The sequence below is a fragment of the Duganella sp. CF458 genome (assembly GCF_900113115.1).
GTDB lineage: Bacteria > Pseudomonadota > Gammaproteobacteria > Burkholderiales > Burkholderiaceae_D > Rugamonas.
In genome coordinates, this window is sequence record NZ_FOOF01000004.1 from 303,177 (window position 1) to 317,865 (window position 14,689).

The 14,689-nt window shown below is 65.7% G+C and carries 12 protein-coding genes; 4 read left to right on the forward strand and 8 right to left on the reverse strand.

Annotated elements, in window-relative coordinates:
• Window positions 1-113: 113 nt before the first annotated feature.
• Complete coding sequence (locus BM269_RS08340; protein ID WP_090436629.1) at window positions 114-1,283, forward strand: acyltransferase family protein; 1,170 nt, start codon at window positions 114-116, stop codon at window positions 1,281-1,283.
• Here BM269_RS08340 and BM269_RS08345 read toward each other — a convergent pair.
• A complete protein-coding gene (locus BM269_RS08345) occupies window positions 1,263-2,192 on the reverse strand; it encodes a sensor domain-containing diguanylate cyclase (protein WP_211482671.1) in 930 nt (309 codons plus the stop codon). The genes BM269_RS08340 and BM269_RS08345 overlap by 21 nt on opposite strands.
• Window positions 2,193-2,293: 101 nt before the next feature.
• Here BM269_RS08345 and BM269_RS08350 point away from each other — a divergent pair, with 101 nt between their 5' ends.
• Window positions 2,294-3,184 (forward strand): dienelactone hydrolase family protein, encoded by an 891-nt coding sequence (locus BM269_RS08350; RefSeq protein WP_090436548.1) that lies wholly within the window; start codon window positions 2,294-2,296, stop codon window positions 3,182-3,184.
• On the opposite strand, the gene BM269_RS08355 is transcribed toward BM269_RS08350, so the two are convergent.
• Window positions 3,185-5,572 (reverse strand): penicillin acylase family protein, encoded by a 2,388-nt coding sequence (locus BM269_RS08355; RefSeq protein WP_090436549.1) that lies wholly within the window; start codon window positions 5,570-5,572, stop codon window positions 3,185-3,187. It lies immediately after the preceding gene.
• A gap of 93 nt (window positions 5,573-5,665) precedes the next feature.
• Here BM269_RS08355 and BM269_RS08360 point away from each other — a divergent pair, with 93 nt between their 5' ends.
• Window positions 5,666-6,160 carry a GAF domain-containing protein gene (locus BM269_RS08360; RefSeq protein WP_090436550.1) on the forward strand — a complete coding sequence of 165 codons (495 nt, stop codon included), beginning with the start codon at window positions 5,666-5,668 and terminating at the stop codon, window positions 6,158-6,160.
• Window positions 6,153-6,536, forward strand: coding sequence for a response regulator (locus tag BM269_RS08365; protein WP_090436551.1), 384 nt, complete (start codon window positions 6,153-6,155; stop codon window positions 6,534-6,536). The genes BM269_RS08360 and BM269_RS08365 overlap by 8 nt, the downstream gene beginning before the upstream one ends.
• On the opposite strand, the gene BM269_RS08370 is transcribed toward BM269_RS08365, so the two are convergent.
• From BM269_RS08370 to BM269_RS08395, 6 genes are all read right to left on the reverse strand, one after another.
• Window positions 6,533-9,697: an EAL domain-containing protein gene (locus BM269_RS08370; protein WP_229204547.1), complete on the reverse strand. Its 3,165-nt coding sequence runs from the start codon at window positions 9,695-9,697 to the stop codon at window positions 6,533-6,535. The genes BM269_RS08365 and BM269_RS08370 overlap by 4 nt on opposite strands.
• Window positions 9,698-9,803: 106 nt before the next feature.
• Complete coding sequence (locus tag BM269_RS08375) at window positions 9,804-10,682, reverse strand: pyridoxamine 5'-phosphate oxidase family protein (protein WP_090436553.1); 879 nt, start codon at window positions 10,680-10,682, stop codon at window positions 9,804-9,806.
• Window positions 10,679-11,290 (reverse strand): glutathione S-transferase family protein, encoded by a 612-nt coding sequence (locus tag BM269_RS08380; RefSeq protein WP_090436554.1) that lies wholly within the window; start codon window positions 11,288-11,290, stop codon window positions 10,679-10,681. Before BM269_RS08380 ends, BM269_RS08375 begins: the two co-directional genes overlap by 4 nt.
• 110 nt (window positions 11,291-11,400) lie before the next feature.
• Complete coding sequence (locus BM269_RS08385; RefSeq protein ID WP_090436555.1) at window positions 11,401-12,534, reverse strand: esterase-like activity of phytase family protein; 1,134 nt, start codon at window positions 12,532-12,534, stop codon at window positions 11,401-11,403.
• On the reverse strand, window positions 12,531-13,832 hold the full coding sequence (locus BM269_RS08390; protein WP_090436630.1) for a DUF3422 family protein: 1,302 nt from the start codon (window positions 13,830-13,832) through the stop codon (window positions 12,531-12,533). Before BM269_RS08390 ends, BM269_RS08385 begins: the two co-directional genes overlap by 4 nt.
• A 67-nt stretch (window positions 13,833-13,899) precedes the next feature.
• On the reverse strand, window positions 13,900-14,565 hold the full coding sequence (locus BM269_RS08395) for an aldose epimerase family protein (RefSeq protein WP_139232689.1): 666 nt from the start codon (window positions 14,563-14,565) through the stop codon (window positions 13,900-13,902).
• Window positions 14,566-14,689: the final 124 nt, after the last annotated feature.

The following is a 14,689-nucleotide window of genomic DNA, read 5'->3' on the forward strand; positions in this document are numbered from 1 at the left end:
TGCGTCAATCAATACGTTCGCCCCCGTCAAACGCTGTTCGCCACCTATTGCTGGCTTGGCAAGACCGGTTTCCCTAAGCTGGGTTCATGTCCAACCCTGCTTGCCAAACCATCATGCAAAACCAACGCCTGTATTTCCTCGACTGGCTGCGCATCGGCGCTTTCTTCCTGCTCGTGCTGTACCACACCGGCATGTACTACGTGACCTGGGACTGGCACGTCAAGGCGCCGCACCCCAGCGACGCCATCGAACCGCTGATGCTGCTGTCCTCACCCTGGCGCATGTGCCTGCTATTCCTGATCGGCGGCGCAGCTGCCGCCTTCCTGCTCGACAAGCTGGGCGGCAAGGGCCTGGCCAGGGAGCGCAGCAAGCGCCTGCTGCTTCCCCTGGTCTTCGGCATGTTCTTCATCGTGCCGCCCCAATCCTACTTCGAAGTGGTGTCGGACGTCGCCTACCGGGGCAGCTATGTCGACTTCATGCAGCTCTACGTGCGCGCCTACCACGGCTTCTGCGACCACAATGGCTGCCTCGACCTGCCGACCTGGAACCACCTGTGGTTCCTGCCCTACCTGTGGATTTACACCCTGCTGCTGGCCGCCATCGGCAGCCGCCGCATGCAGGCCATGGGTGGCTGGCTGCTGCGCCAGCTGCATGGCTGGAAGCTGTTCGTCTTGCCGGTCGTTTTCCTGGCCGCCGGCCGCATCCTGCTGCTGCCGCACTGGCCGCACACGCATAACCTGACGGCCGACTGGCACAACCACGCCATGAGCCTGCCCTTTTTCCTGCTGGGCGCAGCCATGGCCCGGCGCGGCGCATTCTGGCAGCGGCTGGAGCACGTCCGCTTTGCCGCGCTGGGCTTCTTCCTTGCGAGCTGGGCCGTCCTGATCTTCCATTATGCGACGGGCGACACCTACCAGGGCTGGCGGCCGTTGGCCCGTACCGTGTACGCCCTGTGCCAATGGAGCGGCATCATTGCCATCTGCGGCTTCGGCCATCGCCATCTGAACTTCGACAGCGCCAAGCGCCGCTACCTGACGCAGGCCGTGTTCCCGGTTTATATCCTGCACCAGACCCTGATTGTCTGCCTGGCCATGGGCTTGCGCACGGCCAACCTGGCCCCGGTCACCGAGGGCGCCCTGATCGTGGTGCTGACGCTTGCCATCAGCTTTGCGGTATTCGAGGTGGTGCGCCGCGTGCCGCTGCTGCAGCCGCTGTTCGGGGTGGGGAAAGCGGCGAGCGCCACGCCCGCCGCCAAGGATGGCTTAGTTCAGAACCTTGCGTGAACGTTTGGCGCGGTACATCTCGGCGTCGGCAATGGCGAGGGCTTCCTCCAGGTCGATGCCGGGCTTGCGCATCGCCATGCCGATCGAGGCCCGCACATCGTAGCCTGCCAGCGTTTCCTGCACCCGCAACAGCATGGCCTGGGCGTCGAAATAGTCGCACTCGACCATCAGCATCGCGAACTCGTCACCCCCCATGCGTGCCACCACGTCAGAACCGCGCGTGACTTCCTTCAGTGCCTTGCTGCAACGGATCAACAGCGCATCGCCGGAGGCATAGCCCTGGGTATCGTTATAGAACCTCAGGTCGTCGAGGTCGATCGACACCACGCAGGCCGGATGTCCATAGCGGCGGCAGCGCTCATCCTCGCGCACCATCAGCATGTCCCAGCCGCGCCGGTTGTACAGCCCGGTCAGCTCATCGCGCGTGATGTCCACGTCCATCCGCTCGGCCTTGCGCACCGCTTCGGTGCCGGCCAGCTCGGCTTCCAGCAAGCCGCCCAGCAGCTCGCCCATCAGCACCAGCATGTCCTTGTCGTCGCGGATGCGTTCCGGCTGCGGCTCGGGATCGATGGCGCACAAGGTGCCGAACAGGGTGCCGTCGGCACGCCGCAGCGGCACGCCCACATAGGCGCCAACCGTGATTTTGTCGGTAATCGGGGCCTGGGCGTAGGCTGGCTCGCTCGCCACGTCGGGCGCGATGTGCGGGCCCTGCCCTTCCACCATGCGCGAACACAAAGTTTCCGCCCAACTATAAACCTGTCCTGCCTTCACGTCGTAGCCGTGGTCGTCGGCGAACAGCACAATCCAGTCTTTCCCGTCAGTACGAGTGACCATCCACAATTTGAAGCCCAGGCGCTGCCGAAGGAATTGCATGGTGGCCTTGGAAGCGGCCGCAAAATCGTTCATCATTGCTTGCCTCATCAATAGCTGGTTCCGGCTCGGAATCGAAGTGTCATTATGCACCGGCCGGAGTAGACTTGACAGCGCTAATTTACCTGGAGACCGACACGATGACACGCCTGACCGCCAAGGACTTTGAACCGGAAGTACTCGAGCTGTTCGACCAATACGTGCACGGCCAGTTGAGCCGCCGCGATTTCATCGCCTCCGCCACGCGTCATGCGGTCGCCGGCGCCACCGGCGCCAGCCTGCTGGCGACCCTGGCACCCAGTTTTGCCGCGCCGCTGGTGGCGGCCGACGACCAGCGCCTCAAGGCCGGCTACGTGGAGTATCCGTCGCCGCAGGGTTATGGCAAGCTGCGCGGCTACCTGGTGCAGCCGGCCGCGGCCAAGGGCAAGCTGCCTGCGGTGCTGGTGGTGCATGAGAACCGCGGCCTGAATCCGCATATCGAGGACATCACGCGCCGCCTGGCGCTCGATGGCTTCCTGGCCTTTGCGCCGGATGCATTGTTCCCGCTGGGCGGCTACCCCGGCGACGAAGACAAGGCGCGCGAACTGTTCTCCAAGCTGGACCAGGCCAAGACCCGTGCCGATTTCCTGGCCGCCGTGCACATCCTCAAGTCGCACGCCGGCGCCAATGGCAAGGTTGGCGTGGTCGGCTTCTGCTACGGCGGCGGCATGGCCAACTACCTTGCCACCATGGTGCCGGAGCTGGCTGCGGCCGTGCCATTCTATGGCGCCCAGCCGCCTGCCGCCGACGTGCCGAAGATCAAGGCGCCGTTGCTGGTCCACGACGCAGGCAACGATGCGCGCATCCTGGCCGGCTGGCCGGCCTACGAGGCCGCGCTGAAGGCCGCCGGGGCGCATTTCAGCCACTTCGTCTACCCTGGCGTCGAGCACGGCTTCAACAATGACACCACGCCGCGCTACGACGAAGCCGCCGCCAGGCTGGCCTGGCAGCGCACGCTGGACTTCCTGCGCCAGCACGTCGCTACTTCGTAACTACTTCGTAAACGTCAGCGTGTGGGCCGCCGGGCCGGGCAGCAGCGGCGCGGCCTTGCCGGCCACCCAGTCGGCATGGCCCGCCAGGAAGAACGGCGACAAGGGGTGGCCGCTCTGGCCACCGGGCATATTGAACAGGCCCTGCTCCTCGCGCCCGGGCGAGACCGTCATGCGCTCGGACTGGCCGAAGGCCGGACCGGCCACGCGCGGCATATTGCTGTCGCCCGGAAGCTGGTCGGGCGGCACGCTCAACCACTTCTTCAACATCGGCACCGCGCCCGCAATCGGGTGCGCAATCGAGGCCGTGTTGCGCGCGCCCCAGGTGGCCGATGCCAGCGGCTGGCCGCCTGCCGTCAGGTGCGCGATGGTGCGGTCCAGTGCCGCCAACTGCAAGGCCTGCCAGTCCGCATAACCCTGCGGCAGCCAGCCGCCCGGCTGTTCATCGAGCAGGCGCCCCAGCACCACCGGCCAACGGCTGGAGGCGGCACGCATATTGGCATCCTTGTTCAATTTGGCCAGTTCGATATTGGCGCCGCCATACAGCAGTTCATACAAGGACCACATGAAGGAACGGCTGGCGCGATACGCCACCGAATCCACGCTGGCATGGCCATTCCAGTTGTCCTTCAACAGGCGCGCCAGTTCCGCGCGTTGGGGGCGGCCTTTCACCGCTTCCGCATCGAGCACGGCCAGGGCCCGGTCACGCCATTGGGAGATGAACAGCGCCCGGTCATCCAGCATCACGCTGTAGACGCCCTTCTCGTCGGTCTTCTCGCCCAGGGCCGCCAGGGCGTCGCGCGCCTGCCTGGCGCGCGCGCCCATGTCGAAGCCGCCGTCGCCCAGCTTGACCGAATCGGCGCCCAGCAACTGGCGGCTGTTGGCGGTGACCAGCTGGCCCTCGGCCGGATTGCGCAGCGAAGGATAGGCGGCGGCCGGCAGCAAGCCTTGCCAGCCGCGCGTGCTGCCATTGGCCGACAACGGATAACTGGCATCGACCGGCGTTGCGGGACGTTGCGGCAGCGGGCCGACGATGGTCCAGCCGATGTTGCCGTCGCTGTCGCCAGCCACCAGGTTCTGTGCCGGCATGCCGACCTTCGGCGCCAGCGCCAGCGCTTCGGCCACGCTATCGACCTCCTCCATATGGCGGATTGCCAGGTTCACGGCTTTCATCTCGTGCGCCACCCAGTGCACCGCATAGTCGCGGCCGCCCGACTGCATGATCGGACCCAGCGACGTCTCGCGCACTTTCAGCGTGACGGCCGGCTGGCCTTTGACGCGGATGCTTTCGGCATGCTCGAGCGGCGTTTCCCAACCGCCGGGCAACTTGACCTGGCCGGGGCGATCCTTGGCCGAACCCGCTTCCACCAGGTCGACGTAGTCGCCATAGCTGTTGGTAAAGCCCCACGCCACGTTGCCGTTGCTGCCTGCCACCACGGCCGGCACGCCGGGGATGCTGACGCCGACCACGCGGCGCGTGCTGCCATGCTGGGCCGGCACCTGCAGCAACAGGCGATACCAGGTGTTCGCCAGCTTGATCCCCAGGTGCATGTCGTCGGACACGATGGCGCCGCCGCTGTTGCTGCGCTTGCCCGACACCGCCCAGTTATTGCTGCCAACCCCGTCGACGAAGGCGGCGGCGGCCAGGGTGGCCGGCTCCTTGGCCACGCCCTTGCCCCACCAATCGGGCGCGCGGGCCGGGATCGGCGCATCCGGCGCCGGCGCACTGGCGGCATCCAGCGGCGCATCCCACTGGGTGCTGGACGGCAGCAGGAAGGCCAATTGCTCGGCGCTCGCATGTTCCTTCAGCCAGCCGCGGGCCAGTTCGCGGCCAATGCCTGTCACTTGCAGGTCGATATACATCGCCCAGGCCACCAGGAACGAATCTTCCAGCGCCCACGCGCGCGGAGCGACGCCGACCAGGCCATATTCGAACGGCCGGTTGCCAAGCGCGTTCAGGCCGTCGTTGACGCCTGCGGTATAGCGCTCCAGCAGTTGGCGGTCGGCCACCGGCATGGCATCGATGGCTTGCGTGGCACGGGCGCGGAAGCGGTGCAGCCGGTTGATGCGGTCCGTCTCCAGCGCCTTCTCGCCAAACAATTCGGACAGTTCGCCGGCCGGCATGCGGCGCAGCAGGTCCATCTGGAAGAAGCGGTCCTGGGCATGCACGAAGCCCGTCGCATACGCCACGTCATTACGGTCGCCGCCGGAAATGGAAGGAACGCCCCGGTCGTCGCGGCTCACCGTCACGTTGCCGGACAGGCCGGCAACAGTACGCCTGCCATCGATCTGGGCCAGGCTGCCGCGCAGGAAGAACCACAGGCCCAGCACCGTCACCAGCAGCAGCGCCAGGACGGCCAGGACCAGACGTTTCAGCCATAACTTCGCCATCGACTACCCCATGGTTATTCTGTTGCTTCAAATCTTGCCAGAAATCCAAAAGGAACGGCAGCGAAATTGTTTAACCGTGCTACAGTAGTTCACATGATCCCTGCGCCCACACCTTCGAACGAAGCCGAGCGGCTGGCGGCTCTGTATGCCCTGCTGCTGCTCGATACCCCACCCGAAGAACGCTTCGACAAGATCGTGGCATTCGCGGCCGAGGAATTCGAGGTTCCGATCGCCCTGATCTCCCTGCTCGATACCGACCGCCAGTGGTTCAAGGCCGCCATCGGCCTGGGGGCAACTTGCGAAACGGGCCGCGATATTTCGTTCTGCGGCCACGCCATCATGCGAGCCGAAATCCTGGTGGTGGAAGACGCCCTGCTCGACCAGCGTTTCGCCGACAACCCGCTGGTCACCGGCGCGCCGCACATCCGCTTCTACGCCGGCGCACCGCTGATCCTGTCCAACGGCTATGCCCTGGGCACCCTGTGCATCATCGATACGCGGCCGCGCCGGCTCGACCCGATCGAGCTGGCCATCCTCTCGACCTTGCGCAGCCTGGTGGTGCAGGAACTGGAGGCCAGCCATGCCTGAACTCAAACAGATGCTGCTGGTGGAACCGGAGAACATCCTGCGCCGCACCGCGGCCCTGACGGCGCGCTCGATGGGGCTGGCCGAGGTGCAGGAAGCGTCCAGCGCCGCCGCGGCGCGCCAGATGCTGGCCCAGCACCCTTTCCATGGCGCCCTGATTTCCATCGATGCCGGCGATGCCTTTGATTTATCCCTGCTGGACCTGGTGCGCCAGGGGCACAGCGCCAGCCGCCCGCGCATTCCGCTGGCCGTGCTGGCATCGCGCTGCGACGACACACTGCTGGCCGCCCTGCGCGAGCGCGGCATCAACCGCATCGTGCTGAAACCGTTCCGCGCCCGCGCCCTGCTGGACGCCTTCGCCGCGCTGTCGGGCACCTAGGTTCCGGTCGGGGCATTGCCGTCGCCGCCATGCATCATCGCATGGTAGCGGAAGGCTTCGCGGATATTGTCGCGCAACGCCTGGTCATCCCAGGGCTTGGTGTAAAAACGGTAGATCTCGCCGCGGTTGATCGCGCTCAACACCGATTCCAGTTCTGCGTAGCCGGACAGGATGATGCGCACCGTGCCCGGGTACAGCTTGCGCACCCGGCTCAGGAACTCGGTGCCGTTCATGTCCGGCATGCGCTGGTCGCTCACCACCACCTGCACCTCGTGGGTGGCCAGCATGGAAAACGCTTCCTGCGCATTGTGCGCCGCCAGGATCTGGTAGCCGTCGCGGCGCAGCAGGCGCATCAGCGACGACAGCACGTTCGGTTCGTCATCGAGCAGCAGCAAGGTGCCTTTGCGCTGTTGCCCCGGGTGCAGCGCCGGTTGGCGCGAGCGCTCCTCTTTCAGCAAGGCGGCGAAAGCTTCCGGCATGATCGGCCGGCTGAGGTGGTAACCCTGGGCCTCGTCGCAGTTGTAGCGCCGCAGGTAGGCCAGCTGCCCTTCCGATTCCACGCCTTCGGCGATGATGCGGAAGTCCAGGCTGTGGCCCAGCGAAATCACCGAACGCACGATGGCGGCAACCGTGGGATCGCCCAGCATGTCGCGCACGAAGGATTGGTCGATTTTCAGGTAATCGATGGGGAACAGCTTGAGGTAGGCCAGGCTGGAATAGCCGGTGCCGAAATCGTCGATCGAGATGCCCACCCCGACTTTCTTCAGGCGCTGCACCGTGACCACCGCCTCGTCGGCATTCTGCATCATCATGCTCTCGGTCAGTTCCAGTTCGAGGTACTGCGCCTGCAGGCCGGTGCTGCGCAGCGCTTCCACCACCTCGTCGGCCAGGTTCTTGTCGCGGAACTGGCGCGCCGAGACATTGACCGCCACCCGCAGCGGCCGCATGCCGGCGTCCTGCCAGGCCTTGTTCTGGGCGCAGGCAGTGTGGATCACCCAGCGCCCCAGCGCCACGATCAGGCCTGTTTCCTCCGCCACGCCAATGAAGCGGCCCGGCGGAATCAGGCCCATGGTCGGATGGCGCCAGCGCAGCAAGGCCTCGACGCCGGAGATCTCGCCGCTGGCCACGTTCATCTTCGGCTGGTACACCAGGAACATCTCGCCGCGCGCCAGGGCGCCGCGCAACTCATTTTCGATGGCGGCGCGCTCCACGATGCGGGCATGCATGGCGGGCTCGTAGAACTGCACCTGGTTGCGGCCGCTCTCCTTGGCGCGGTACATCGCGATATCGGCATAGCGCATCAGCAGCTGCGGCTCGGTACTGTCGGCCGGATACAGCGAAACGCCCATGCTGCAGGTGACCATATGCTCCTGCCCCGCCAACTGCATCGGCGCCGACACGCTGGCGATGATCTTGCTCAGCATGGCTTGCGACGGCGTCGCATCGAGGCCATCCAGCAACACCAGCACGAACTCGTCGCCGCCCATGCGCGCCACGGTGTCGGTGTCGCGCACGCTGGCACGCAAACGGCCCGCCACGGTGCGCAGCAACTCATCGCCGGCCTCGTGGCCCAGGTTGTCGTTGACCAGCTTGAAATTATCCAGGTCAAGGAAGGCCACCCACACCGTGTGGCCGTAGCGCTGCGCATAACTGATCGCCTGCGCCAGGCGGTCGCCGCACAGGTTGCGGTTGGGCAGGCCGGTCAGCGCGTCATGATTGGCCTGGTGTTCGAGCTGCGCCTGGTAATCCATGGTGGCCGTCATGTCGGTCAGCACGCAGACCCGGTGCGTGTGCTGCCCCTCGCTGCCGCCAACCGGCGCGACATGGAGCTGGGCCCACCAGTTGCGGCCGTCGCGATGGCGCCCGCGCAGCATGAGCTGCACGTCGCTTTGTCCATGCACCGCTTCATGCAGGGCGGTGCGGGCGGCGGCATCGTCGTCGCTGGCCAGTAACTGTTCCAGGCTGCGGCCGGCCAGCTCGGCGGCCGCGTGGCCGGTCAGCTCGGCCAGCGCGCGGTTGGCATAGTCGATCGCATCGCTGCCTTCCCGGATGGCGGTGATGGCGATGGCGTTGACGCTCGACTCCAGCGCGCGGTTACGCAGCTGCAGCATCAGTTCCACCTGCTTGCGCTCGGATACATCCTCGATGGTGCCAAGCAGGCCGATGGTCTTGCCGGCCTGGTCGTGCAGCGGCAGCTTGTTGATCAGGAACCAATGCACGCTGCCGTCGGCGAACAGCAGGTGGTCTTCCCGGTTCAGGTGCGGCACCCCGCTGCGCATAATCTTCGCGTCGTCGGCACGGATACGCTCCGCGTTGTGCGACCATGGAAAGTCGAAATCGCTCTTGCCCACCACTTCTTCCTGCGACGACAGGCCGGCCGCGCGCAGGAACACGTCGTTGCAGCCGCGATAGTGCAGGTCCATGTCCTTCCAGAAGATCTGGTGCGGGATGTGGTCGACCACCAGTTGCGTCATCTCCTGCGATGCGTGCAAGGCTTTTTCGATGCGCAGGCGGTTGGTCACATCGTGGGCGAATACAAAGCGCGCCTTGTGCCCCGCCATCAACAAGGGGTGGGAAGAAATCTCGACCTGGATCAGGCGGCCGTCCTTGCAGCGGTGGGTCCAGGCCCCGGACTGCTGCGCCACCGCCTGCGGTGAAGATGCCAGGTCGTCATGCAGGCGTGCCAGTTCGTGGTCGGGGCGGATATCCTCGATCGTCATCTCGAGGAATTCTTCTTCGCTGAAGCCGTAGATCGCCACCGCTGCGCGGTTGACCACCAGGAAGCGCAGCGTCGCCACGTCATACACCCACATCGCATGCGGATGGTGGTCGAACAGGCGCTTGAAGCGCAGCCGCGAACCATAGGAATCGGCTTCCGGCAGCGGTGTGACGATGCAGCGGAAGCATTCGGGCTGGGCGCCATGGCCGGCGTAGTATTCCAGCGCCAGCGACACCGGCGCCCCCTCGCCATCGGCCTCGCACAATGCCAGTTCGCCGCGCCATACGCCGCGCAGCCTGGCCTCGGGCATGGCATCGTCGCGCAGTTCGGCGGCAGCCCAGCTGCGGAACAGGCCGAATGCCTTCCCCCCGGCGCCGAGCTCATCTGCCAACCGTCGCGCATGGGCGTTCGCGGCAAGCACCGTGCCTTCGGCATCCATCATAAAAGCCAGGTTGGGGCTGTGTTCGTATACCGCATTGAATGCATCCAGCCTGGTCCTTCCCGGCGAAGCGAGAGAAGCCCTATCCATGCGACCGATGGTAGCAGAACTATTTTGCTAGCAGCGCCCATCTGAGCGGCAATGCATCTTCCCGCCACACAAGTTGCTGCGGTTCGAATTCCCAGTGCCGTTCCGCGCCGTCCACGACAACCCGCGCAGTCCCGCTCATCTGCAACAAACCGCCGCTCTCAAAGTCCGGGAAGACCAGCCCGGCCCTGCCATTCAGCAGTATGTTACCGAGAGTCGCAAAGAAGCGATTGCCTTCGTAGTCCGGCACCAGCAGGCTGCCGCTGCTGCTGACCTGGACAAAACCCGGCGGGCCGCCGCGATGCGACACGTCCACCCGCATGTCCTGACCGTCGCCGGAATAGGTCGCGACAAAGAAAGTGCCGGAACGCGCTATCAGATCGCGCGCCAGTGCATCGAGCCGGGACAGCCGGCGCGGCGGCAAGCCCGATGGCTCGCCCGGCATCCGCTCGAAGCGATAGTCGCGCTCATGGATATACTTCGGGCAGTTGCCGAACGATTCGGCAACCGCCAGCTCGTAGCGCTCGCCGTCCAGCGCGCGCAGCCTGCCGTTCAGGCGGTTGCGGCGGCGCGTGTGCAGTTCGATGCCCAGCATGCCGACTGGCGCGCCGTCGCGCAGGCCGGCCTGGGCCGGATCGTCCTGCTGCGCCGGCAGCCAGAGCTGCAGGCGCTGCGGATCGGGCGAATGCATGAAGCCCGCTTCCCCGGCACGCAGCGTGGCCCATGGCCGTCCATCGGCGTCGACGCTGCCGAACACGGCGAAAGGCAGCTGGGCGAAAAAGTCGCGGTGCTGGTCCGGCATGTAGTCGCGGATCACCTTGCGGCCGATTTCGTCCATGCGCTCCACCGCGCCAAGCGTGGCCTGCAGCGCGATTTCGCCGGCGTGCCAGGGCGCGTTCATGCCGCCAGCCCGACCGCCGACTTGATGAAGGGCTGGAAACGCGGCAGGGCTTCAAGCCGGGCCAGCCACGACGTCACATTGGCGTAGGAGGACAGGTCCACATTGCCTTCCGGCGCGCGGGCGATATAGCTGTACAGCGCGATATCGGCAATGGTCGGCCAGGCGGCAGCGATCCATGCCTGGCCGGCCAGGCTGCCGTCCACCAAGCCGAGGATGCGATGGGCGCGGACGATGGCGTCGGCGGGATCGACCGGCTTCTTGAACAGGTTGATGATGCGGGCAGTGGCCGGGCCGCTGGCAATTTCTCCCGCAGCGACCGACAGCCAACGCTGCACCGTGGCGGCGCCGACCGGATCCTGCGGCAGCCAGCTGGCGTCGCCATACCGCCTGGCCAGGTAGACCAGGATGGCGTTGGAATCGGCGATCACGACACCGTCGTCTTCCAGCACCGGCACCTGGCCAAAGGGATTCAGCTGGAGGAAAGCATCGGTTTTCTGTTCGGCCTTCAGCAGGTCGACTTCGACCAGCTCGACATCAAGGCCCAGCAGGGACAGGAACAGGTGGGCGCGGTGGGCGTGGCCCGAAATTGGGTGGTAGTACAGTTTCATCGGATCTCCTTTCAAGTGATGGTGAAAGTCTGATCGATGTTGGCGACGATGAGAATCACCGCCAGCAGCAATTCACTATTCCACTTACTGGAATAGTATTGGAATAATGTTCAGGGCAGCACTTCGAACAGCAGGAACTGCGTCACCTGGCCCTTGCCAAAATTGTCGTCGCTGGCGAACAGCAGGGTGGCGTGGCCATTCGGCAGGCGCGGGCCGAATGCCATGGCTTCCAGGTTGTCGACGCGCGGCAGGCCAAGCTTGCGGAAGTCCTGCACCAGGCGTTTGCGTGCCGGCGTGAAGCGCGCACCGGCCAGGGCCGGCACCGACTTCACATCGCTCGCCGCGCGCGCATCGGCGGCGTACAGCCGGACATAGTTGGTGTGCACGCCGTCGGCGCTTTGCACCGTGGCGCGCTCCAGCACCAGCAGTTCCCCGTCCGGCAGCGCGAGGATTTCGGAGACGCCGTTCTCGGCATCCTTGCCGGGTCCCGGTTCGGCGGGGATCGCATCGAGCGGATAGGCGAACTGGCGCAGCACCCGGCCGTCGCGCCGGAACTGGGTCATGCGCACCAGCGCACCCTGCTGCGGGGTCGCGACAGGACCATCTTGGTACAGCGGCCATTCGGTCGAAGCCCACAGGCTGCGGCCGTCCGGCGCGAAAGCCAGCCCTTCGAAGGTGGCGTTGTAGCGCGAGCCGCGCTCTTCGTCCTGATGCACCTTGAAATTTTCCGGCAACGGCAATTCGGCCAGCAGCGCGCCGTCGCGCGTGGCATGGCGGATGAAAGGATCCAGGTTGTAGCGGCGGTCGCCTTCGCTCGCATACCAGATGCTGCCGTCCAGCGGATCGATGCGGATCGACTCCACGTCGGCGCGGGTGCAGCCGGCGGCGGTTGCGGCAAAGTCCTTGCCGTCGGCGTTCAGGAAGTAATGCAGGCCGGTGAAACGCACTGCGTGCAACGCGCTGGCGTCGACATCGAATTCGGCCTCGTAATAGCGCGCGGGATTGCGGGTGCAGCGGTCATCGCTCTCAACCACCCAGCGGCCGCGCGCTGGGTCGTAATCGAGCCCCGAGAAACCGCCCAGCGTGGTGTCCATGAAAATGGCCTGGTGCGCTATCCGCTGCTCGCCGATGAACCGCAGTGCGCTGACCGAAGATGCGGTGGAAGGGGGAGCATGGCGCGTGGCCGGTGCGCAGGCGGCCAACGCCGCCGCCAGCGCGGCAACACGGGAAGCGGACCTCATCATGCGCGATGCAGGCGATGGTGCATGCAACGCAGGCCGATCCACATGCCGGCCGCCACCACAGGTACCATGGCGCCCATCAGCAATTCGGGGTTGACGCCGACGCCCAGCACCTTGGCGCCCTTGGCCGTATAGCCGATCAATCCCACCACATAATAAGAGATCGCCGCCACCGACAAGCCTTCCACGGCCTGCTGCAAACGCAGCTGCTGTGCAGCGCGCGCATTCATCGACTGCAGGATCTTGCGGTTCTGCGCTTCCTGCACGATGCCGACACGCGTGCGCAGCAAATCGTTGCTGTTGGCGATGCGGCCGGCCAGGGCCTGCTGGCGTGCGGCCACGGCCTCGCACGTCTTCATGGCGGGCGCCAGCCGGCGCTCCATGAACTCCTCCACCGTGGGCGTGCCTTCGATGCGCAGCTCGCGCAACTCGTCGATGCGGGCGTTGACCAGGCCGAAATAGGCCTTGGATGCGGCGAAGCGGTAGCTGGTGTCGGCCGAAACCTTTTCGATGCGCGCCGCCAGGTGGGTAATGCGGTCGAGCAGCGCCTGCTCGGTGGAGCCGTCGTCGACCTTGCCGTCGGCCGCCACCAGGGCGCCGGCCAGGGTGGCCAGTTCGGCCTCCACCTGGTTCAGCTCCGGCGTGGCGTCCTGCGCGGCCGGCAGGCCGAGCAAGGCCATCATGCGGTAGGTTTCGATTTCCAGCACGCGCTGCACCAGGCGGCCCGACTGCTGTTCGTGCATACCGGCGTCGCAGATCACGAAGCGGCTGAAGCCATCGGCGTGGATGGCGAAGTCGGTCCACATCTCCCCGCCGTTCATCACCTGGCTGCCCGCCAGCGGGGCTCCCTGGAACAGGCGCTGCAGGCTCGCCGCAAAGGCATGCTGCATGCCGCCCGGCCGCCCAAGCAGCACATGTGCCGCCACCAGCACCCTACCCTGCAAATGCAACAGCCATTGTTCCGGCAGGTGGCGCGAAGGCATATTGCTGAAAGCTTCTTCCGGCAGCGGCATGCTGGCCACGGTCTCGGCGAAGGTGAAGGTGGCGAATTCGGTGTGCAGCTCCCACTTCAGCCGGAAGCGGCCGAAATCATGGCTGAAGTATTTTCCGCCCGCCGCCGGCGCCGCCACCCCGAAATGAGCACACAGGCCTGCCAGCAACTCTTGCTGCTCCTGTTCGCCCATGATGGCGAAGTGGGTCAGCAGGGTCGGCGCATCCAGTTTCAGGAAAGGGCGCGAGTGGATTTCGGCAGCGAGGGGCACGCGCTGCGCGTGGTTCAGGCTGGAAAACACAATACTCATGAGGGCGGGTTCGATAATGGCGGAGCCCAAATACTAACATTGTATTTACCTTAAGCCCGCAGGCCGCCTAACCCTGGGCACTGAAGCGCAGGCTGATACTGCCGCCTGCCGCCGCCAGGACCGGTTCGCAGCACAAACCGGTGGCCGGATCGCCAAGCCCCAGGCGCAGGCTGGCGGCATCGGTGGCGACTGCCAGCAAGCGGCCGCTGGCCGGGTCCAGCAGCTGCAGCGACAGGCCGGCGCGCTGGTCCTTGCCCTGCAAGTAGCGCCCCTGCCCCGGCAATTCGGCCAGCGGCCGTGGCGCGAGGAAATCCCAGCGCGTGCCGGCCACGTCCTGCTCATGTTCGCCGGCCGGCACGATGCGCGCCGCGCCCACCGTCAGCAATTGGCCGAACACGTCGCCCTCGCCCGCCATATTGAATACAGTCCGCAGGCAAAGCGTGGCCGGTGCCGCCGCCGGCGCCTGGCAGTGCAGCGACAACCCGCTCGCTTCATCCAGGACATAGGTCGCCACCACGGCCTGCGGACCGGGACTGACCAGGCGCAGGCCGACGCTGGCGTCTTCCACCAGGGGCACCGCGTGCCAGGGCAAGCGATGCAAGGCTCGCCCGGGCGCCGGCTGCAGATGGATGCCGCAATCCGGCGCCGCGCCATGCACGACGTTGGCGAGCCGTCCATTCCGGTCAGGAACCTGGATCCTGGCAATTGCACCACCCAGGGTACTGATCCGCACCTCCATGCCATGGCGGTTACAAAGCGCAAATATGAACAGCGGCAAACCCTCGGCCGTATGTCCCGCGTCCTCTTGCGTAATACTTAGTTCCATCTTCTAAGTATATTCAGCCCCCTGAGTTTTG

Excerpts from the sequence above, each read along its gene's own strand:
- BM269_RS08370 (WP_229204547.1), bottom strand. The coding sequence starts at position 9,697 with ATGATGGATGCCGAAGGCACGGTGCTTGCCGCGAACGCCCATGCGCGA.
- BM269_RS08365 (WP_090436551.1), top strand. The coding sequence starts at position 6,153 with ATGCCTGAACTCAAACAGATGCTGCTGGTGGAACCGGAGAACATCCTG.
- BM269_RS08350 (WP_090436548.1), top strand. The coding sequence starts at position 2,294 with ATGACACGCCTGACCGCCAAGGACTTTGAACCGGAAGTACTCGAGCTG.
- BM269_RS08355 (WP_090436549.1), bottom strand. The coding sequence starts at position 5,572 with ATGGCGAAGTTATGGCTGAAACGTCTGGTCCTGGCCGTCCTGGCGCTG.
- BM269_RS08360 (WP_090436550.1), top strand. The coding sequence starts at position 5,666 with ATGATCCCTGCGCCCACACCTTCGAACGAAGCCGAGCGGCTGGCGGCT.
- BM269_RS08390 (WP_090436630.1), bottom strand. The coding sequence starts at position 13,832 with ATGAGTATTGTGTTTTCCAGCCTGAACCACGCGCAGCGCGTGCCCCTC.
- BM269_RS08385 (WP_090436555.1), bottom strand. The coding sequence starts at position 12,534 with ATGATGAGGTCCGCTTCCCGTGTTGCCGCGCTGGCGGCGGCGTTGGCC.
- BM269_RS08380 (WP_090436554.1), bottom strand. The coding sequence starts at position 11,290 with ATGAAACTGTACTACCACCCAATTTCGGGCCACGCCCACCGCGCCCAC.
- BM269_RS08375 (WP_090436553.1), bottom strand. The coding sequence starts at position 10,682 with ATGAACGCGCCCTGGCACGCCGGCGAAATCGCGCTGCAGGCCACGCTT.
- BM269_RS08345 (WP_211482671.1), bottom strand. The coding sequence starts at position 2,192 with ATGATGAACGATTTTGCGGCCGCTTCCAAGGCCACCATGCAATTCCTT.
- BM269_RS08340 (WP_090436629.1), top strand. The coding sequence starts at position 114 with ATGCAAAACCAACGCCTGTATTTCCTCGACTGGCTGCGCATCGGCGCT.